The sequence below is a fragment of the Stenotrophomonas sp. STEN021 genome (assembly GCF_056760175.1).
In genome coordinates this window covers 17,390-38,811 of sequence record NZ_JBRREH010000045.1, presented here as the reverse complement: position 1 = coordinate 38,811, position 21,422 = coordinate 17,390, and the positions used below count along the sequence as shown (strand labels likewise).

General features: G+C 60.1%; 12 protein-coding genes and 1 pseudogene. 10 read left to right on the top strand and 3 right to left on the bottom strand.

What is annotated here, in order from left to right; translation table 11 throughout:
* Positions 1–105: 105 nt before the first annotated feature.
* The gene (locus ACVOL0_RS11405) at positions 106–1,599 is read right to left on the bottom strand and encodes a SulP family inorganic anion transporter (protein WP_481549206.1); all 1,494 of its coding nucleotides are present in this window, start codon (positions 1,597–1,599) and stop codon (positions 106–108) included.
* Positions 1,600–1,879: 280 nt separating this feature from the next.
* Here ACVOL0_RS11405 and ACVOL0_RS11400 point away from each other — a divergent pair, with 280 nt between their 5' ends.
* Together ACVOL0_RS11400 and ACVOL0_RS11395 are read left to right on the top strand one after the other, a co-directional pair.
* Positions 1,880–2,722, top strand: a complete 843-nt coding sequence (locus ACVOL0_RS11400; RefSeq protein WP_481549205.1) for a class I SAM-dependent methyltransferase — start codon at positions 1,880–1,882, stop codon at positions 2,720–2,722.
* 178 nt (positions 2,723–2,900) lie between these two features.
* Positions 2,901–3,542 carry a CDGSH iron-sulfur domain-containing protein gene (locus ACVOL0_RS11395; RefSeq protein ID WP_481549204.1) on the top strand — a complete coding sequence of 214 codons (642 nt, stop codon included), beginning with the start codon at positions 2,901–2,903 and terminating at the stop codon, positions 3,540–3,542.
* A 121-nt stretch (positions 3,543–3,663) separates the two neighbouring features.
* On the opposite strand, the gene ACVOL0_RS11390 is transcribed toward ACVOL0_RS11395, so the two are convergent.
* Complete coding sequence (locus tag ACVOL0_RS11390) at positions 3,664–4,929, bottom strand: serine hydrolase domain-containing protein (RefSeq protein WP_481549203.1); 1,266 nt, start codon at positions 4,927–4,929, stop codon at positions 3,664–3,666.
* Positions 4,930–5,459: 530 nt separating this feature from the next.
* Between ACVOL0_RS11390 and ACVOL0_RS11385 the strand changes: the two genes are divergently transcribed.
* The 4 genes from ACVOL0_RS11385 (at position 5,460) to ACVOL0_RS11370 (ending at position 9,744) form a co-directional block, all read left to right on the top strand.
* The gene (locus ACVOL0_RS11385) at positions 5,460–6,158 is read left to right on the top strand and encodes a response regulator transcription factor (RefSeq protein WP_481549202.1); all 699 of its coding nucleotides are present in this window, start codon (positions 5,460–5,462) and stop codon (positions 6,156–6,158) included.
* A complete protein-coding gene (locus tag ACVOL0_RS11380) occupies positions 6,136–7,425 on the top strand; it encodes a sensor histidine kinase (protein WP_481549201.1) in 1,290 nt (429 codons plus the stop codon). Before ACVOL0_RS11385 ends, ACVOL0_RS11380 begins: the two co-directional genes overlap by 23 nt.
* Positions 7,426–7,559: 134 nt before the next feature.
* A complete protein-coding gene (locus ACVOL0_RS11375) occupies positions 7,560–7,874 on the top strand; it encodes a diacylglycerol kinase (RefSeq protein ID WP_481549200.1) in 315 nt (104 codons plus the stop codon).
* A 166-nt stretch (positions 7,875–8,040) separates the two neighbouring features.
* Positions 8,041–9,744 carry a phosphoethanolamine transferase gene (locus tag ACVOL0_RS11370; protein ID WP_481549199.1) on the top strand — a complete coding sequence of 568 codons (1,704 nt, stop codon included), beginning with the start codon at positions 8,041–8,043 and terminating at the stop codon, positions 9,742–9,744.
* A 570-nt stretch (positions 9,745–10,314) separates the two neighbouring features.
* On the opposite strand, the gene ACVOL0_RS11365 is transcribed toward ACVOL0_RS11370, so the two are convergent.
* Positions 10,315–11,112 carry a hypothetical protein gene (locus ACVOL0_RS11365; protein ID WP_481549198.1) on the bottom strand — a complete coding sequence of 266 codons (798 nt, stop codon included), beginning with the start codon at positions 11,110–11,112 and terminating at the stop codon, positions 10,315–10,317.
* Positions 11,113–11,489: 377 nt separating this feature from the next.
* Here ACVOL0_RS11365 and ACVOL0_RS11360 point away from each other — a divergent pair, with 377 nt between their 5' ends.
* The 4 genes and pseudogenes from ACVOL0_RS11360 to ACVOL0_RS11345 all read left to right on the top strand — a co-directional run bounded on the left by ACVOL0_RS11360 (position 11,490) and on the right by ACVOL0_RS11345 (position 21,401).
* Positions 11,490–11,804, top strand: a complete 315-nt coding sequence (locus ACVOL0_RS11360; RefSeq protein ID WP_481549197.1) for a hypothetical protein — start codon at positions 11,490–11,492, stop codon at positions 11,802–11,804.
* Positions 11,805–11,846: 42 nt separating this feature from the next.
* Positions 11,847–12,095, top strand: a pseudogene (locus ACVOL0_RS11355) (transposase); the annotation flags it as partial.
* 73 nt (positions 12,096–12,168) lie between these two features.
* Positions 12,169–15,258, top strand: a complete 3,090-nt coding sequence (locus ACVOL0_RS11350) for a hypothetical protein (protein WP_481549196.1) — start codon at positions 12,169–12,171, stop codon at positions 15,256–15,258.
* Positions 15,258–21,401, top strand: coding sequence for a DEAD/DEAH box helicase (locus ACVOL0_RS11345; protein WP_481549195.1), 6,144 nt, complete (start codon positions 15,258–15,260; stop codon positions 21,399–21,401). Before ACVOL0_RS11350 ends, ACVOL0_RS11345 begins: the two co-directional genes overlap by 1 nt.
* Positions 21,402–21,422 lie beyond the last annotated feature (21 nt).

Below are 21,422 nucleotides of genomic sequence, written 5' to 3'. Positions count from 1 at the left end.
GCGGCATCAGCCGCTATGCGGGCGCGCCAGCCGCCGAGGTAGCTCCTGCAATCGCAGACACCCCGGCAACCGGCACCTGCATCAGCTTCGCGGCTGATGCCGCTCCTACAAAGACGGGTCTTCTACAGCCAACTCACCCTCGCGCAACACTCGCCGCATCAGCGCCCGCCCCTGTCGATCCAGGCCCAGCACGCGCGGCTTCACACCATGGTGGCGATAGCGGCTGACCACCTTCTCCAATGCAGCCACTGCGGTGATATCCCACAGCTGCGCACCGGATAGATCAATCACCACCGCCCGCCCCTCAGTCACCCGCGGATCAAAGGCATCAATGAAGGCATCCGCGGACGCAAAGAACACCTGCCCGCGCACCTTGTAATGAAGGCTGCCATCGGCCTGATCCAGCGCTTCCACGCGCAACAGGCGTGCCACCTTCAGCGCGAAGAACACCCCGCTCAGCAGCACGCCAATGCCAACACCGGCCGCCAGGTTGTGTGTACCCAAGGTCACTGCCACCGTCGCCAGCATCACCACACCAGACAGGCGCGGATGCCGTACCAGGGCGCCAAGGCTGCGCCAATCAAACGTGGACACACTGACCATCACCATGATCGCCACCAGTGCGATCACCGGCACCTGCCCAACCCAGGGCTTCAGCAACACCATCAGCACCAGCAGGAACACGCCAGCAAACAAGGTCGAAAGCCGACCACGCCCACCGTACTTCACGTTGCCCACGGTCTGCCCGATCATGCCGCAGCCGGCGATGCCACCGAACAGGCTGGCGGCGATGTTGGCCACGCCCAGACCCGTGCACTCTCTGTTCTTGGAACTGGGCGTATCAGTGAGCTCATCGACCACCCGCGCCGTCATCATCGATTCCAGCAGACCCACCATCGCGATCGCCAAGGCCGGCATCGCAATGATGCGCAGCGTCTCCAGATCAAGCGGCAACGATGGCAGCCCCATCCACTGCGGCAGCGCGTCCGGCAGTTTGCCCAGATCGGCGACGGTGGGCAGATCCAGCTTCAGCCACGACGCCAGCACGCTCAGCACCACGATGCAGATCAGCGGCGAGGGAATCGCCCGAACGCCTGGCAATGGCAGGCGCGGCAGTCCGTAGATGACCAGCAGGCCAAGCGCCAGCATCGCCCAGGTTGCAGCAGTGGCACCGTGCAGCTGCGGCAGCTGCGCGGCGAAGATCAGAATGGCCAACGCGTTCACGAAGCCGGTACGCACCGAACTACTGACAAAGCGCATCAATACGCCGAGCCGCAGCACGCCGAATACGATCTGGATGACGCCCGCCAACAAGCCGGCGGCAAACAGATACGGCAGACCATGCGCACTGATCAGCGGCGCCGCCACCAAGGCCACCGAACCGGCAGCCGCAGTGATCATCGCCGGCCGTCCACCGAACACCGCGATGACGATGCTCAGCACGAAGGAGGCAAACAGGCCGACCTGCGGGTCCACCCCCGCCACGAACGAGAACGCGATGACCTCGGGGATCAACGCAAACGTGGCCACGGCACCGGCCAGCATTTCGCGCAGGGGATTGGCGCGCCATTGCGCAAGTTCAGAGTACAGGAAGGACATACGGGCTGGCCGCCAGCGCTGGCAGAGCAGGCGGAATCAAAGTAAGGGGCGCGAATTATGCCCGCTTGGGTTACTGGGCGCTGGTTGGGCTGGCTTCTGTGAGCATCCAAAGCTACCCCTCCCCAGCCCTCCCCTTGCCTGCGGCAAAGGGAGGGGGCAGAAGCTCCCTCCCTTTTGCGGAGCAAAGGAGAGGGCTGGGGAGGGGTGCCCTTCGAGCAGAACCAAAACCCCAAAACCCACCCTGCGGTAGCATTCCCTCCCCCGCATCAGCTTCGCACCCATGCCCCACTACACCGGCCCCCTGCTAACCCGCCCTCTGCTCGAGCAGATGCAAAGCGCCTTGAAGAAAGGCAGCAGCGAGTTCAGCGTCTCGCTCGACCTAGGCCGCAGCCAGGAACCGGTCAACCTCAGCACGGACAGCTGGCAGTACCGCGGCAAGCACTACCCGTGGCCGGCCAAGCTCAAGGACCGAACCATCTACTACTGGGATGGCGAGGAGTTCAGCGCCGCCTCGCGCTTCGGCAGCGGCCTGTACAAGCTGGTGCCCACCGATTGGGGCATCCCCACCTTCGAGATCGACGGCATCAAGATGCTGGTGAGCGCGCAGATCTCGCCGCTGGACGACGCCCGCCGCAAGGTAGCGCTGGTTGAGCCCCGCGGCAAACAAGTGCTCGATACCTGCGGCGGCATGGGTTACTTCGCCGCCTGCTGCCTGGATGAAGGCGTGGCCGCGATCCGCTCCTTTGAGAAGAGCCCCGAAGTGCTATGGCTACGCACCCTGAACCCGTGGTCACCGGACCCGGATGGTGATCACGCAGGTGGCCGCCTGCAGCTGAACCACGGTGATGTGTCCAAGGAAATCGAAGGCATCGCCGATGCCTCGATGGACGCCGTCCTGCATGACCCACCGCGCTTCGGCATTGCCGGCGAGCTGTACTCGCAGGTGTTCTACGATCACCTCGCCCGCGTGCTGCGCAGGGGCGGTCGTCTGTTCCACTACACCGGTGCCCCCAACAAGCTGACCAGCGGTCGCGACGTCCCCCGCGAAGTCGCCACTCGCCTGCAGAAAGCCGGCTTCAAGGCCGAGCTGGCGCTGGATGGCGTGCTGGCAGTACGCAAATAGCCAGCTTTTGTAGGAGCGGCGCAAGCCGCGAAGCTCGGCCCCCTTCAAGCCCAAGTCCGATGGCTGCTTCATTGCCTCCAGCTTCGCGGCTTAAGCCGCTCCCACAAAAAGGTAGCTGTATACGCCCCGCCTTAACGTCTTCCGCGCGACACTGCGCATTCCGAAGCGGAGGCAGCCCATGGCAACCGAAACCGTACGCGGCAAAACCGTCACCATCCATTTCGACGGTGAACGTTGCATCCATTCCCGCAACTGCGTGCTCAGCCACCCGGATGTGTTCGTGCCGAATGTGGTGGGCGAATGGATACATCCCGATGCGGTATCCCCGGAAGAGGTGGCGTTGATCGCGCGCAACTGTCCCTCCGGCGCCATCCGCTACGAATACAACGACGGCACTCACAGCGAACCGGCACCGGTAGTGAACCTGGTGCATATCCGTGAGAACGGCCCGCTCGCCTTCACCGCACCCCTGTTGATCGCTGGCAAGGACGAAGGCATGCGCGCCACGCTATGCCGCTGCGGCGAATCGCACAACAAACCCTTCTGCGATCACCGCCATGTCGAGTGCGGCTTCATCGCCACTGGTGAACCGGCAGAGAAAAAATCCGAAGCCCTGGAACAACGTGATGGCCCACTGCAGGTGAACCCGACCAGGAATGGACCGCTACACGTGATCGGCAATCTGGAAGTGGTCAGCGGCACCGGCCGCACCATCGACCGCCTTACGGAAACCTGGCTATGCCGCTGCGGTCACTCCAACAACAAGCCCTTCTGCGATGGCAGCCACAAGAAGGTTGGGTTCCAAGCCGATGGCGAGTAGGAGGACGCATTGAACAGAACTACTTGGGTGATCCAGGAGCTCCGGATAAAACGCTGAACTGATGCGCCTGGATCATCCGGCCCGGGCAGCTTCTGCAACCGATCAGGTTGCAGAAGCTTGATCATAGATCGTACGAAAACAGGTCATATCCCGTCACCGCACGCACCACCCGCTGATGCACGAACGAGCCGCTGCCACCATTGGTCAACACCACGACGCCGCGCCGCCGCTGCGCATCACCAATGGCGAAGTTCTTGAAGATGCCGCTGTTGCTGCCGGAGTGGTAGAACACCGGTCCATCGCGGGTCTGCTCCATGTTCCAACCCAGTCCTTTCTCGGTCCAGCGGCCGGGCAAGCTGATCTGCGGCGTGAGCATGGCTTGTCGCGCAGCCTCGCTGATCTCCCACGACGCGCGTTGCCGACCGGCCATCATCAGACTGAGGAAGGTCGCATAGTCCTGCACCGTCGTGCGCAGGCTTGCTGCTGCGTTGGCGAGGATGTCGCCAGGCCACATCACCAGGCCCGGTGGCGCCAGCTTCAATACTTCCGGCATTGCACCTTTGGCATCTTCATATTTCCAGGCAGACAGCGGCTTGCCCCAACGATCTGCAACCTGCTGGGCGACGCTCCATTGTTCGCGTAGTACCTGACGTGGCGCCTGGGCATCAACACGATCGTGTGCGGCATGACCGTAGACCGAACGTGCCGCCAGATCCGCGTTCCACGTATAGCTGCTGTCCTTCATGCCGGCCGGACCAAACAGATGCATCTGCATCGACTCATCCAGGCTCTGGCCGGTAATTGCTTCAACCACCAGCTGCAGCCAGACAAAGGCCTCACCGGAATAATTGATACGCGTACCAGGCTTCACCATTGGCACCAGCTTTTCGGTCGACGGCGACTTGCGCCAATCAGGCAGACCGGTCGTATGCCGCAGCACATCGCGCGCGTTGATCAGCGCAAGCCACGGATGATCGCCGAGATAGTCCGGGCGGCGGTAATCCACCAAGGGAGCATCAAGATCGATGCGTCCCTGCTCCACCAGCTGCATCACCAGGTAGGCAAACACCGGCTTGCTGAGCGAAGCATCCTCGAACACGGTGCGCGCATCCACAGGCGTGCGTGTCTGCGCGTTGGCAAGGCCGAAGCCCCGACTCCATGCCACAGCACCCTCATCAACCACGGCAATGCCAACGCCCGGAACCGCGAAGGCCTGCATGATCCGCGGCAACTCGGCGAGGAACGTATCGTCCGGAATCCAGGACTTGCTGGCGGTGTCCCTGCACGAAGCGGCCAGCGCACGCACTGAAGGTAGCGCAGCGAGAATGCCCAACGTTGTGGACTGGACGATAAAGCGACGGCGACCTGGAACTGTGCGAATCGGCATTGCCAGCAGCCTCCGTTGCGGATTGCTGAGCTTAGCCGGTGTTCCAGAGAAAATGGCGGAAGCCGGCCGTAAAACTCCTTATCAGGACAGGAACCCAGCACAGCCCAAGGGAGGCAGCGGAAGAGGCAAGCGGCCTGGCTCCGCGCAACCACGTGATCCTTTTGGCCGCTCTCCCATCCGAGGGCGGAATAACCTGAAGAGAACCTGTTTTCGCGTCGAACCTGCAGACAGGCTGAGACGTCAGCTGACAGTGTTCGCACTGTTCTATAACGGCATCGCTGAAATAACGGGAAAGCTTCGCAAATGGGCTGGTCAAGATTGATAGGCTCATCGGCTCGGTTGCAACCCAAACAACAGAACAGGAAGGACAGACGAGACTGCCATCGTCGCCGGCTGCCCCATGCATAGGCTGGATACAATTCATCGAACCGGCTCTTGCAGCCCCGGTGCAATACGCTTGCGTCTGTAGCTTGGCAAGGCTGCAGGCATCCTTCAAAGTTCACCCATCCTGCCAATTCCACCTGTTACCGATGACACGCCTGCTCATTATCGAAGACAACCCTGAGCTGGTAGCCAACCTGTACGCGTTCTTTGAACCACTTGGTTACCTGCTCGATGATGCGCGCGATGGTGCCACCGGTCTGCGCATGGCCACCCAGAACAACTATGACGCGATTCTCCTCGATCTGATGCTGCCCAGGCTGGACGGCATGACGCTTTGTCAGAAGCTCCGGCAGGAGTTCCAGAACCCGGTTCCCGTATTGATGTTGACCGCGCGCGACCCGGTTGATGATCGGGTTCAGGGCTTTGCGCAGGGCGCAGATGACTATCTGGTCAAGCCCTTCTCCTTGAAGGAACTCGACGCCCGTATCCAGGCCTTGGTACGACGAGCCCAAGGCCGTCATGTGGATGGCGTACTGACCTGGGACGATCTTCGGGTGGACACCCGCTCGCCACAAGCCTGGCGTCAAGGACGCGCCATCAATCTGACGCCCACCACGCACAAGCTGCTCATGTCACTGATAAGGGCCGCGCCTGCAGTGGTCAGGAAGCAGGAGATGGAATACCTGATCTGGGGAGACGCGCCACCAGAAGGTGGCGCACTGCGCACACATATCCACGAATTGCGTCAGCAGGTCGACAAGAAATTTGCAGTCCCACTCATCGCCACGGTGCACAGCGTTGGCTGGCGGCTGGAAAAGCCGGATGATGACCTGCGTGCCAGATAAGCAGCCCAGGATGGCAGGCCGTTCACTGGGAGCCATCTATCGGCGGATGACGCTGAGGACGCGCATCACCGTTTCCTTCGTGCTGCTGATGGCTGGCGCGATGGGCTTCATTGCGCTTGTCGAGCTGGTTGATTACGACCAGGTAAGGGCAACAGCCATCGCCGCGAGCCAGCGCGATGAAGTAACACGGCTGAAGTCGGACCTCGACAAGGGCATCTGGCCGTCCATGCCCGAGGGTAGCCAGCTCTACGACGCCCGCAGCGCCCCAAGCGTGCTTCGCCAGCATGACCTTGGCTACTACGGCGAAGAGACTCCCGAGGAGTGGCATTTATTTACATTCGAGCATGCTGGGCAGCGCTACTACCTGCTGCAGAACGGCGAGTACTACGACTACCTCGAACATTTCATCAATATCTTTGCCACGCTTGTCATTCTCACCTGCATCCTCTGCGCATTCTGGATCGGGCGCCTGACATCGGCGCACGTCATCGCCCCAATCACGCGCTTGGCCGACGCCGTACAGGCAAATCAGAAGCCTTTTCCCTTCCAGGAGGCCCGCGACGAAATAGGTGTACTGGCACGTGTATTCGCGCAACACAGCAATGAACTGGAACAGTTCCTGCAACGCGAACGTTGTTTCGCCGGCGACGCCAGCCACGAACTGCGTACACCTTTGGCAATTATTGGCGGCGCAGCTGAGACACTCCAGCAGCAGCTGCCCGCTGACCATGCACTGATGCCCAGCGCCGAGCGGATCGTGCGTACGACGCAGGAGATGCAACGCCAGCTTGCCTGCCTGCTGCTGCTCTCACGCGACCCCAGGACGCTGCCCCGCACCATGGTTAGCCTGCTTCCCCTGATCGAGGAATGCATGACGCGCTGCCAGCCATGGCTGGCAGGAAAGCCCGTAGAGCTGATCCTGAGCGGCTCGCACGCTGCAGGTGTTCGCACAAATGCGGAGCTGGCGCGCAGCGTGATCTGGAACCTGTTGCGCAATGCGTGCCAGTACACCGACGAAGGCGAAGTCCGGATTTCCATGTCCGACACCGCGCTGGTCATCGCCGACACGGGCCCCGGGCTTCCGCCCAGCATCGACCCACAGCAGTTCCAGCGCTTTCTGCCAAGCATGCGGAACAGTGGCGAAGGACTTGGGCTTTCCATCGTGCAACGCATTGTTGAACACCTGGGGTGGCAGATGACGGTGGAAACATCAGATCAAGGCTGCCGCTTCTCTCTTGAGATGCCGGCGGAAGCTCTCGAGGACTGACAATTTTCTGACAGATTTCCGCACATGCTTGCCGAAAACAATTTCAGGGCAGCACGGAAATGCACTTACCAAGACACAAGGGGCTGGGCCCGCAGGTGCCGGCAAGGACCGGGATCAGTCGTATTTTCCATACCATGATCTATTCGCGGGATGGCTTCATTGCCACGTTCCGGAGCGAAGCGGCATTCCGCCAGTTGCTCCTGCTGCAAGGCATTCTCATGGTCACCAGCTTCGTTCTTGACGTCAGCCGCGCCGAGCGAGCCCTGATGCTGGCGGCCTGTTTCTTCAGCCTGATCATCGAACTGATCAACTCTGCCATTGAAGCAGTGGTTGATAGAATCTCGCTTGACCACCATCCTCTGTCGAAGAACGCCAAGGATATGGGCAGCGCTGCACAGTCAATGGCGCTGATGATGGTAGCCGCGGTGTGGACGGTAATACTGCTCTGATGCCCTCCCTTGCTGCCATTGGAGCCTAGCTCCACGCCCGCCCTGGCTGGTAAGTGCAAGCTGCGTACGTCCAAGCAGCAGCAATCGTCCACGCGACCTGTCCTGACAACTTCCTGATAAACGCACTCGGATACTGCGCGCACTTTTCATACATTGGAATCTGCACGTGCTACAGCGCCTGAGTTCCTTGCGGTCGCATCCAATTGCTCTTGCCTGGGTGGCCGCATTGTTTTTCACGACAGTTGGCAACATCGCACTATGGAAGACGCTATGGTCCATCGTCGAGGTCAGCGATCTGCGTAGCCTGCTGTTCTTTGCGAGCCTGCCGGCACTGCTTTTCTGCCTCTTCAATCTGCTCCTGACACCGCTGCTGGTGCTGCCGTTCTTGCGCAAGCCGCTGCTTGCACTGCTGATCATCGTCAGTGCCGGTTGCAGCTACTTCATGCTGCACTACAACGTGCTTATCGATCGCAGCATGGTGCAGAACGTCTTCGAGACCAATCAGGCGGAGCTCACGTCCTACTTCTCCCTCCCCCTGCTACTTACCCTGCTCGTACTGGGCGTACTGCCCGCATCCATACTGTTGATCCAGCATTCCGCGAAGTACAGGTTCTCACCGAAGGTATTGTTGTTGTCGCTCACCAACATGCTGGCGGCCTTGATGCTCATGACGACAATAGGCTTCGCCTTCTACAAGGACTACTCCTCACTGGCGCGCAACAATCGCCACATCAGGGACCAGATACTCCCCCTGAACTTTGTGCGCCATGTGAATGGATACCTGAAGGCCAGCTACAGCACGAAAACACGGCCATTGCGATCAGTTGGCCAGGACGCCACAAGAGCCGCCGGACCACGCCCAAAATTGGTTGTCGTTGTCGTTGGTGAGACAGCTCGATCACAGAACTTCCAGCTGAATGGCTATCCGCGAGCGACCAACCCGACCTTGTCAAGAACAGATGGCGTCATAAGCTTCAAGCACGTGTCCTCGTGTGGAACCGCCACCGCCATATCGCTGCCATGCATGTTTTCATCCATGCCTCGGGCGCAATACGATGGCGTGCGTGCGGCAACGCAGGAGAATCTGCTCGACATCCTGCAGCGGACCGGAACAAACGTACTCTGGCGCGAGAACAACAATGGTGGATGCAAGGGGGTATGCGCACGCGTCCCCACCGATGACATGCCGAAACAGAGAGTGGCCGGACAATGCGTCAACAAGGACGGTACCTGCTACGACGAAGTGCTGCTCCATCAACTAGGCTCGCGCATCGAAGCCATGCAGGGTGATGCGCTCATCGTGCTGCACCAGCTTGGCAGTCACGGCCCCACCTATCACGAGCGTTATCCCGCCGATGCCAGGGCCTTCAGCCCAACGTGCGACAGTAACCAGATCCAGAAGTGCAGCAACGACGCATTGATCAACACCTATGACAACACGCTCGTCTATACCGACAGGATGCTCGGCAAAGCTATCGACCTTCTACAGACCCATTCGAAGGAACGTGACCTTGCCATGATCTACGTATCCGATCATGGTGAATCGCTGGGCGAGCGAGGCATGTACCTGCACGGGACGCCGTATATCATCGCGCCTCGTGAGCAGACCTCGGTACCGATGGTGATGTGGCTTTCCCCGCAGCTTGCCGACAATGCACAGCTCGACACCAGCTGCCTGCGCAGGAATGCGCATGGCAACCCCTACAGTCACGACCATCTGTTCCACTCGATTCTTGGCCTGTTCAATATCAGCAGCGTGGTATACCAGCCGGAACTGGATGTATTTGCCGCGTGCCGCCCGCCGCGCACCACGGCGCTTTCCGGTACAACTCCATCCTCCCAGGAAACTCCGGCTGGTGAGGTTGCTTGATAGCCCCCCCTCCTGCTTGCTCCCCACCAACCTGGCTCCAAGCATGCCAAGCCCGACATCATGCGAGCAGGAATTCAGCGGGGACGAGATGGCTTTAACGCTGCAACGGTTGAGGCCGGGAGACAGGCCAAGGCTGCAGGTCGGGAGCTGGGTCTTTCCGGTACGGCCATGATTCGTATGGAACTCGACGTACACCTGGATGGAAGCCTTGTATCCAGGACGAACAAGTCGTCGAAAGTAATTTCGACTTGGAACAGAGTAGGCTCCGAGTCGGAATAGCTGAAAAGAAAAATGGCCTGCATCTCTGCAAGCCATTGATTCTTTTGGTGGGCCCACCATCAATCGAAAAGAAAGCCTATCCAACTGAATTTAAACGATATAAAACCAAACAGGCACAAGCATTACTCACCACGTTACTCACACTGGAAAAACCAAACCAACTTTGAATCCAGTGCGAGGCTGAAGCTCTTCTGCGCAGGAAGCAATGTTCCGTCCGGGCACGCTAACCATCAAGCCGTCCGCAACCCCAGCGCAGCCTACATCCCCTAACAACTACCGGCAGCAGATCTATCAAGGGAATGCCCCGATCCCATTTCCACAAAAAGCAGCACACGCTCCCGTCTCGGCTGCCATCGCGTCCGCCTGAAGCTTATTTTGGATGAAGTCGGAGAAGCCCAGCATGCGAGCCCTTCCCAAGGCGTCGAGCTTTTGCTGGCAAAGCACGCACCTCGCTCCTTCGTCGGTCTTCGGGTGCTCGTGGTCGGGATAACCAAACGCTTCGGAGTACGCCTCGGCAGCCGACCACATCTGACGCCAGACCTCTTCTCCGACGCCCTTCAGGGGCATCTTGTGGAAGAACGTCATTGCGCGGGCAGTCGCAGCCTTTCGCTTGCTCGCCGCGTCCACACGAGCGGATAGGAGTTCCGTGGCTTTCTCGGCGGAGGTCGCGCCCTCGCGATCGAGTGCCCACTGTTTGATCTTGGATAACTGTTCCAGCTGATTGAGCACCTTGGCGTGCAGTTCGGCCGGATTAGCCTGCGCGAGCGCTGCCTCCAAGTCCGCGTCACCCAGCTCCAGTTTGGCTTGGTCACCCAAGGCATTGACACCGCGGATGTTGAACACGCGCTCCAGGCGCACCCCTGCACGCCCCGGAGTGCCAGCGATGGCACCTGGCGAGAGAAGATCCGAGAGCGGGTTCAACGTCTTCGTGGCTTCCTGCAAGCAGTGGTCCGCCAGCGCGCTGATCTTCTCCTCGCTGGGTATGCGTCGATCACGAATCAGCCCATGCGCGACTGCCCTTAACCAGCTGGTCTTGCTGTTCAACCACGCTTCGATCTCGATCGGCGCCATGCCGTCCTGTTGGCTCACCATCCCACTCTCCCCTTAGAGATTTTTCAGGCTGGTGGTCCGAGCCCGCCCCTAGGATGGTAACCGGGCTGCTACCGGCTTCAAAGACACCTTTTTAAGGAAGAATATGAAACTGGAGGTGATCAACTACTCAGTTACCCCAGTCTGTGCTTCGGCAAATATTGGGGTGAGGTTTGGGGGAAAGCGAAAAGCATAAAGGCAGTTCGACAACGACACTAAACGAATAGCTGCCACCGGCCAGGTGTATATTTGGCATGGCACCGGTGTCCACTTCCGGAAAACAGTGGTCATTCAACCCGTTGTCCTCTTAAGCCCCTCATAATAGAGTTGGATCGATGTGAGTCCCCGTCCGGGTCTTCAACTCGGAGGAAAAAATAGTGGCAAAGGATGCCGCGAATTACACCGAAGAACTGGTGATGGCCTTGGTTACCACGCAGCTTGCGATCATGAGCTTTCCATTCTTCAAGGTGCAAATCGTACCGTTCTCGTCAAATTTCGAGAACCTGTTCGGCGCGGACGCAAAGATTCCGGGGTCGGCGAAGATTGCGCCGTTCTACATGCAACTCAAGCGCCCCACTCGCTCGACGCCGACTGGCAAGATTTCGCGTGACCGAACCGCCCTGGGGCTCCACTGCACGACTGGTAGTGTGCACTTCAATCTCAGGAAGGGGCCTGTGCTAGATTTTGTGTAAACGGGTCACGGGCAGGAAACTGCCATCTGACCTGGAGACTCCATGAGTTCACGCAAATATGAAGTACTCAACGAATTGCTGAGCAGCTTCTTGGCTAGCTACAAGAGACGTGAGGACCTGATCGGCGAGAACGGCCGGCTAAAGCAGTTGACCAAGCTACTGGTTGAGATGGCGCTCGATGCGGAGATGACCGAGCACTTGGGGCATGAGAAGCACGAGCCGGTAGCCAACGATGCTGGCAACACCCGCAACGGCTGCAGTCGCAGGACGCTCAAGCGTGAGCTTCGCGAGCCGCTCAAGCGCAGAAAGCCTTGGACGCATGCGCAGGTGTTTAGACTTTTCTTGAAAAACAGGGATGGATTTAATGAAAGCAGTCGGAAGACTTGGCAGCGAGCCGATCGAGAGGGGAAAGCCGCTCTACAACTACCGCGTTGATCTGAAGCAACTGGAGGTACTGGAAGCTTTTATCAATACCCCGCAGGCAAGCGATACGCAGAAGATTCTTGCACTTGCTCCGGTGGCTGCAGCGAACTTCGCGATGAACTACGTCGACGGCTTGCCTGCCTGGGAGGATTGCGGTGCCGAGGTGAGCAAGCTCTATGGCACTACCCAAACCAGCCAGCAACGGTTTCGCATGCTTATGGAGAGGAGCCTCGATTATTACGGGGTGAACATCGCAAAACGTGCTGACGGCGCAACGTTGTTGCTCGAGACCATCATAGGACAGGCCGGCCTACCCCCGGGCATGCTCAAAGAAGGGCAGCCCTTGTGGAAGATTCTTGATGCGTTGATGAAACGCGTGGGTGAAGGTGCCGACGATGCCAAGGCAGAGGCATCCCTGCTGGTTGATGATGCGGTTGAAAGAGCAGATGGGCGCCAAGTACCAAGGCTAAGGCGAGCGTACAGGGATGCGCAGCATCTGCCACAGCTATGTTCGGAGCTCGTCCTTGCCCTGTCTCGACTCATGGAACAAGCAAACTGGACCGGTGGGCCGCTTGAACCGATCTACAATTTACCGAATTGGGACAAGGATTTGCCGTTCCGAGTTGACGAGGCAACGGCGCGTATCCTGGTCAGCCAGTTGTTGAACGTGGCCATCACGGCGGCCGGTCGCCCGGGGCTGGCCATCGAGCGCATTCTTTCCAGGCAGTACGGCCAGTACACGCTGGAAACACGGGCGTCTGTCTCTCCCGAGGGGATCGCCCTGCCTGATGAAAACCGTCCGGTCGCGGCGGTCCATTACGCCATCGACGGGGAGCCGGCCGACGAAGCATTTCGCCTCAGGGGTACCGAGAGTTCACCTTATTTCCTCGCAAAGGAGGGGCACGTACTCGGTGAGAGCGCGAACAACCGGCAGATTTCATTGGTATTGAAGAAAGCCGATGGCTACCTGCCATTGGATTGTGCGGGCCAGGAACCACTGGACGAAAACGTCTCCTGGGTATTTGAGTCGCGAGGACACGACGACATCTATCGGGCACCCGCCCCGGCTCGCCTTCGTGCCCGCAAGCTGCGAGTCATTGCGCCCGAGGGAACCCGGGTTTCCGGCGCTGCAGCTCAGCTCTCTCGGCTGCCACCTTCCCGGTACGGGGCGGCAAGGACAATCTGGGAGGTTACGGGCGACGCGATCTTTATCGGAGAGGATGGCGAGCCCGCACAAGTCCAAGCCGGCTACGAAGGGCCGCAGATGTATCTGGATTTCAGGGGCCGGGCGCCGAACTTCAAGGTCAAGGAGTTCAGCACGGTATTCCTGGGCCACCCGGAACCACGCCGTAGTGGCGGACTTTCCGGTCGCATCGAGTGGAAAAAGGCTGGCACCACGGAGTGGAGCAGTGCAACGTTGCGCGGGCAGGCCGGTCATCTTTCTTTCCGGCTGGCGGCTACCAACAATGAAGTTCTGGCCGAGCGTCGCCGGGTATTCGTATTCCCGGAAGACTTCAATCCAAAAATTACACCCAAGTCTGTTTCATTCAACCTTCCATCCGGCTGCAAGCTACGGGAACACGTTGCCGATGCGGAAGGAAACCTGACGCTGGAATTCGCGTCAGCACAAATGCAGGTGGCGATGGTTGTTGCCGGTGTGCCTGTCGAGATCGTTTTTGCACGACCACCCGCGGCGGCAGCGTTTATCGATACGACCAGCCAGGAACAGATCAGCAATGGTACGAAGGAAATTAGTTCTCTGGTGGCAGGCCGGATCCACGCATATTCCACTCATCACGATGCTGTAGAAATCAGGCGCGTCTCGGATAGGTTTGACGCCGTTTACCCGGCTCGCTTGCAGGGCGCCATGCTTCGTCTTTCAGAACTGAAGGATTTCCTGCAAGCACTCTCGTTCCATCCCCGGGGGCGGACGCACGCCATCAGCGTGCAGTTCCGCAATGGCCCCGCAATCAAGATCAAGCCGCACAGGATTCGCCGACGCGGGAATATGCTGACGATTGCCGGAGCGGGTGACGATACCCGTATCCAGTTGCTGCCATTGAATGCCTCCGCCCAATGCCAAAAAGACAGCTTCGCGGCGGAGCGGGTGGATGCCGAGCAGTGGAAACTGCCCGAATCGATTGACGAAACGGCACAGTATCTGGCCATCGACGCAACCCATCAGGCCACCCCCTGCCTGGTGGCAGCTGCCAAACCGGAGGAGGAGAGCGCAAGGACATTCCTTGGCGTCATCGACATAAGCGACGAGTCAGCCAGAGAGCAAGCACTTGTTGCGCTGTACGAGTGGATTACGGGAACCCCGCATGAAGGCCGTGCAGCTGCCGAGCTGAAGACCTGCCTGCAATGGCTCGGCACATTCCAGCGCTGGCTGAGCTGGCTGGATCCATTCCTCATTCTCGCCGCACATCCGCCACTGGCCTTGAGAGTGTTGTCATTGAGCAGGCTTGATGGCGAGACCTTGGCCGAGCAAGGGTTGCGTGCCGCGCTCAACGAGGTGCCCTTCTTCTGGCATCGCGTCAGCCCGAAGCAGATCGTTGCGTTGATTGACTGGGTCAACCGCCAGTTCGGCCCGGAATCTGCTGATTGCATAAACCGTTTGCTGGATGAGTTGGACATTCCGAAGATGATGAAGCAGCCGGCGCAGTTGAGGCCTGCCCTGCCCCCGTGGCGCGATGCCTGGCAAGCCAAGGTCATCGAATGGGCGAGCTTGCAACAAGAGCATCAACTGCGCAGTCCGCGCCAGGCGGATGCGTCAATGGTGCTTTGGAAGCACCTTGAGGGCCATCCTGACGAAGACGAGTTGCGGTTCCGGCCGAAGAACATTCCGGCGGATGTGGACATCTTCCGCACCTGGCTGTTGGCACCCCATGAACTGGCCATCGCCATTGCCCACGACATCCCTCTGGAAGACCAGCTCAGGGATGACCTTCTGTTCGCGCGTCACATGATCTGCGCGGAAGAATTTGATCTGGCCTACTGCGCCAGCCTCGCGCGATTGGAAACCACCTGATGCAGACCTACGACCACCTGCGTATCCACCCCTTGCTGGAACGGATCCCGAAGCGCCTGGCCGATGCCATGCTGAGCATGTTGCGCCCGGCAGATGCCGGCTTGAGGGACTGGTTGCAAGAACGACTCGGTGCTTATGCGGGCGTTGACGGTGCGATCCTTGCCGATCCGCTGATCGAGTGCATGTATCGCTGGCAGAGCGGCGATGAAACAACTGCCAGCCTGCAAGCGAAAGGGCTTCTCCATGCGGACTTCGTCAGCGCGCTGGAGTCGGAGGCCGGCAACTATCACTTTCCAGCCACACGCAAGCTGTTCACGCATCAGCTGGCTGCATTGCAGGCAACCCGGCAGGGAAAATCGATCCTGGTGTCGGCCGGTACCGGCGCCGGAAAAACCGAGTCGTTCCTGTTCCCCATCCTCAATGATCTGTGCGAGCAGTCATCGGGTTCGAATGCGCCACTTGAAGGGGTGCAGGCGCTTTTCATCTATCCGCTCAACGCACTGATCCGTAGCCAGAAAGAGCGGCTTGTTGCCTGGCTGGCGGCTCATGACGGACTGCAACGGTTTGCGCTCTACAACGGCGACATGAAGGACAGGCTTCCCCAACACAGCAAGGCTGCATTTCCTGTGTCCGAGGTGCCCGACAGAGAGAGATTGCGGCAAAGTCCGCCGCCTTTGCTGATTACCAACACCACCATGCTCGAATTGATGCTGGTGCGCCCGCAGGATCGACCCATTCTCGACAAGTCGTCAGGAAAGCTGCGCTGGATAGTCATCGACGAGGCCCACTCCTACACCGGTAGCCAAGCCGCCGAACTGACGTTGCTGTTGAAGCGCACGCTGCAGGCATTCAATGTCAAACCGGAGGATGTGCGCTTCATTGCCACGTCCGCGACCATCGGTGATCAAAGTGAAGAATCAACCCGGTCATTGCGGCGGTTCCTGGCCGACATCGCCGGATGCAAGGAAGATGGCGTCGAGGTCGTTCGTGGGCATCGGGAGGTTCCCCAGTTGTCCGCCCTCCCCGGCACAGCGACAGATCTGGCCGAGCTTGAAGCATTCTGCCGCGCACAAGACAGCTCTGCCGATGATTTGTTCGACCTCCTGCGGAGGTCCCCCACGGCCGTAGCGATCCGCAAATTGCTGATTGAAAAATCGGCCGCCACCCTCGACCAGATTCGGCAAGGCGCTGGTCTTGATTCGCTGCAGGAAGCTGCTCGGTGGGTAGACGTGATCTCGTCCGGAAAGCTGTCGCTGGACGATGAGGCCGACGGGCGGTTCCTGCCCATCAGAGCTCATATGTTTCAAAGAACGATGGAAGGTGTATGGGCCTGCATCAACGGGGATTGCTCCGGCCGGCCGGAGATCGCACCCCTAGCATGGTCATACGGAGCCCTATACAACGATTTCCAGAAGCATTGCAGGCACTGCGATTCGCTTGTGCTGGAAGTGACGCTATGCAACGAGTGCGGGGCTGCGGCGCTCCAAGGCGCGCTGTCCAATGATCGCAGTCATGTACGGGCCGTACGCGAGGAAGAAGACGAGTTCCTCGCAGACGTCGAGGCTAGCTCCGACGAGCATGCCGAGGCGGCCACCTACAGGCATGTGGTGATCTCCAGCCTGACCGGCAATACCGCGGACATTGAGGTGGGCGACGCCAGGTTCAATCCCTCCACCGGAGAGATAGCCTCCCTCGATGGCGAAATGGCCTTTGCCGGAATCGTCTGGAATCCATATGGTCCCAGTTCAACGCAATATGCTGCTGAAGCAAAGCGCGTATGTCGCTGTCCGCATTGCGGAGGCTCAAACGCTGACCTGCAAAAAACCAGGAGATCCATCCGGCTGGCCACACCGTTCTCGCTCAGCAACGTCATTCCTGAGCTGCTCGCCGCTGCGCCACCGGACCCGGACGCAAGCGGCGACGCGGTGCTGATGCAGGGACGACGCCTGCTGACCTTCACCGATAGCCGGCAAGGTACAGCAAGAGGTGCGGCACGCCTGTACGACAGCGCATTGCGTGACTACATTCGTTACATCGTGCCGGAGTTGCTGCCACGTCCGCTCAGCGCAGCACAGATACAGATGTATGAAAGGAAGACGGAAAGACTGCGTATCGCATTGGCCGAGGCAGAGAGTGATGTAGAGCGTGATGACATCCGGAAAGACCTGGCAAATGCCGAAGCGGCTTGTGCAGGCACAATGTCCGTACCATGGACAGAGGTGGAGACAGCCCTCGCGCGACAGTCTGTGGTCGAACATGCCATCACCCCCTACTTCGTTGACCTGATGGGTGAGGCTGCTCGAAAGGAGAAGCAAGTCCCAAAGCTGCTCATGCTGCGCGAGTTGTACCGCAGGCCCAAACGAACCAACTCGCTTGAAACCCTGGGGCTGGTGTCACTGCGGTATCCGGGGATCGATGGCATCCAAGCCGGTGCGTTGCCACGAGCATGGACCGAGATCGGCGGCAGCCTGCAGGAGTGGAAGGACTTCCTGAAGATCTACCTGGACTTTATCGTCCGCGAGAATGCCTGTGTCGACTTGAGCTACGACGAAAAAGACTGGATAGGTACTCGCTTCAGTCGCAAGTACCTTGTCCCTGAAGTTCCGGCCAATGAAAGCAAGGCCCAGAAATATGTTTGGCCCAGGCTAAATACGGATACCGGAAGCGGTGGTCGTGGACGCTTACCACGACTGTTGCGCGCCACGTTTGCCGGCGTGCGCGACATGCAGGTCAGCGAGATTCTCGATGGCGCCAAGGCCGCCCTGCTTGCAAGTGGCCACCTGGTAAAAGGGGAGCATATCGGCCACTTCCTCAGCTGGTTCACCGTGGCACTGCAACGGCCCACGCGACTGTGGCTGTGCCCGGTGACCAGACGCCTGCTTGATACCACGCTGCGAAACGTGTCGCCGTATCACCAGGGTGACGCCGCACCGCTTCCCTGCGAGGCGATCGAGCTGCCCATCCCGCCGCATGCGCAGTGGGAGCGCGACGGAATGCCGGTTGCCGAAGCCGAGCGGGAAGCCTGGCTGGAGCAGAACAAGCAAGGCCACCCGCTCACCGCAAAAGGCCTGTGGCCGGAAGCCTTGGACCGTGCCCTGAAGGGAGCGCCGTTCTATGCGGCCCGCGAACACTCCGCCCAGATTGACCAGCAGCGGCTGGACGAGCTCACCCAGGAGTTCCAGTCGGGAACCCTGAACGTGCTCAGCTGCTCCACCACCATGGAAATGGGTGTGGATATCGGCAGCCTGGCCGTGGTTGCCATGGCCAATCCACCACCTATGCTTGCCAACTACCTGCAACGGGCGGGTCGTGCCGGTCGCCGCGGTGAGACCCGGGCATTGGCATACACCATTTGCAGGGATGAACCCCGCTCGCTGGCCATCTTCCACAAGCCCGACACGTTCCTCGCCTCCCCCATCAAACCTCCGGTGGTTCAACTGGGCAGCCAGGTCATCGTGCAGCGCCATCTCAATGCGTGGCTGCTGCGTGATTTCCTGATCCAGGCCGGGGCGCAGGATGGGGCGTTGAGCATGAACATGGGCGGATTTCTTGGAATCACCCCCCCTGTCCGTGAGCAGCCGGGCGAAGATCAACGGGAAGCATCCACGTACCAGCAGTTGCAGGCTTACCTGCAGCAGCCGGCAGCAAATTTCACTGGCAAGGCGCAAGTCCGCGATTTGCTCACACGCTCCTGCCTGGCCGATGTGGACTTGCAGGTGCTGCTGGAAACGGCACGCGAATACTTCCAGGCCGCAGCAACCAGCTGGTATGCCGAATGGGATGCGGCCAAGGCGCAATGGGACGAACTGAGTGACACGGTTGCCAAGAGTGCGCTTGCTCGCCGGCTGACGCGGCTGTGCAATGAGTACCTGTTGCAATGGCTCACCGTGCAGGGCGTACTGCCAACGCGGGGCTTTCCGGTCAATGTGCGCGAACTGATCATTGTGCAAGATCCGAAGGAGGGCAAAGGTCGGCCGGGGCACGGAGAAGCGGGTTCGGACCGCAAGGGCATGAGCAACCGGTCCTTGAGCCGTGAGCTGCCAGTGGCGTTGCGTGAGTACCAGCCTGGCGCAAACGTGGTGGTGGGTGGTGCGGTCTACACCGTTGGTGGCCTGACCGTGAACTGGCGAAAGCCAGCGGGCGCCGATGCCGCCAGTGAACTCCAGAACCTGCGCTGGCGCCTGCTTTGCCAAGAGTGCAACGAGGTTACCGACAGCATCGTGCGGCCGGATGCCTGTGTTGCCTGCGGGCACCCGGTGGCGGATGGTGGGCGCAACCTGTTCGAGTACATCGAGCCAGCTGGCTTTCTGGTGCCGCATGGTGCGAAGCCCAATGACGACATCTCCCGCCCCACCTACGTGCCTGCGGAAATGCCTGTGTTCAGTGTCCGCAATCAGGATGGCAGTCCGGTCGTCCGGCGGCCGCTGAGCAATCAACGGGGCTGGTGCCGCGTTGGCCGCTCCTCCCAGATCCATCACCACACCTTCGGGCAGCAGAAAGCAGGTTTTACCCTGTGCCTGTCCTGCGGCTGGGCGAGCGCCGGGAAGGTGGAGCCCAACAAGAACGGTCAGTACCCGCATGACGAGCCTTTCACCGGCAAGCGCTGTACGGTGGGCCGCGACAATGCCTGGGCAGTGAAATACCTGGGGGCCCTCGGAGCCACCACCCGCACCGACGTGCTCGAGTACCTCATTGTTCCCACAGCCGATGGCATGGCCTTGCAGGATCGCAACGTGGCGACGACTCTGGCCGTGTTGTTGCGCAACGTGGCTGCCCGTCGCCTGGATATCGAGCCAAGCGAACTGGGCTTTGCCATCCAGAAGACTGTCATGCGCGGCCAAGCGGGTTTGGCGGTGCTGATATACGACGACGCCTCCGGTGGTGCGGGCTACGTGTCCACGCTGGAACCTGTAGCAGAACAGCTGCTGTCCGCGGCCATTGACGAGGCCGGCAACTGCCCGGCCGACTGCGGTTCGGTGTGCCCGGAGTGCCTGCTGGGCCACGACACCCGCGATGTGGCCGAAGAGTTAGACCGGCATGCCGTGCTGGACATGCTGGCGGGCCATTACCAGCACACGCTGCTGGTCCCGCCGGCAGCCAAGGCCAGCGTTGGCGATGACGCCGTATGGGAAGCACGTAGCCTTCGCGATGCCCTGGTCGCCACCTTGTCCACCGCCGCCGGCGCGTGCCTGACGCTGTTCGATTCCGGCGAAGAACAGGCCAATGAAGCCTCGCCCATGCTGGCCCTGGCGCGGCAAGTGCAGGCCAAGTACCCGGGCGTGGAGCGCCGGTTGGCCGTATCCGGGGAACGGTTCAAGGCCGAACCGACCTTGCGCCGGCGCTGCGCGATTCTTTACGAGGCCGGCGTGGTGTCCCAGGCCGGCTTGTGGAGCGAGCACGAAGATGCGTTCCTGCCCACGGTGCTCCTTGAAGCCACGAACCAGGTGCATGGCTGGGCGCAAGAGGTGGAAACCGGCATCCATGTCACCGGTCGGCAGCCGGCCTTCCCCGTAGTCCAGTGGCTGAGCGCGCAAGAGTTGAACAAGGAGCTGCACGCCGGTGGCAACGCTTCCATGAGCGAGATTCCCCCGCACCCGCCGCTGGAGCCGCGCCAGTTCTTCGAGCAGCTGTTCCTGTCGGTCCTGGCCCGGCTTGATCCATCACTGACGGAAAGGTTGAAAGAGGATGTCGTGAGCATCGACTATGCCGACCGCTACATCCGCAGCCGCTCATGTGCCGGGGCATTTGCCGCTCTGGTCAAGGGGGTGGTTGGGTACACCGCCGGCGCCGACCGGCCGGTCAAGATCGTCAGCATGTCCGTCATGGATCGTCCGCCTGGCCAGCAAGGGGGCTATAGCGACTGGTCCAGCGATCTGGAGCGCGAACGTGACCTGCAGAAAGCCTTGCCCGGCTTCAAGGTGCATACGGTAGAGGTATCCCGCCACAACGCCCCGCACCAAAGGAACCTGACTATCCACTTCCTGGATGGCCAAAGGCTACGGATCATGCTCGACCCCGGCATCGACTACTGGGAAACCACCCGCGAGCTGGCCATTGCGCCCAAGCAGCGCAACATTCGCAATGGCGAAAAACAGTTCGTCATAGCATCCTTGGAGCCCGCGCTTGCACCCGTAACGGCCTGACACCGCCGCGCTGCACCACAC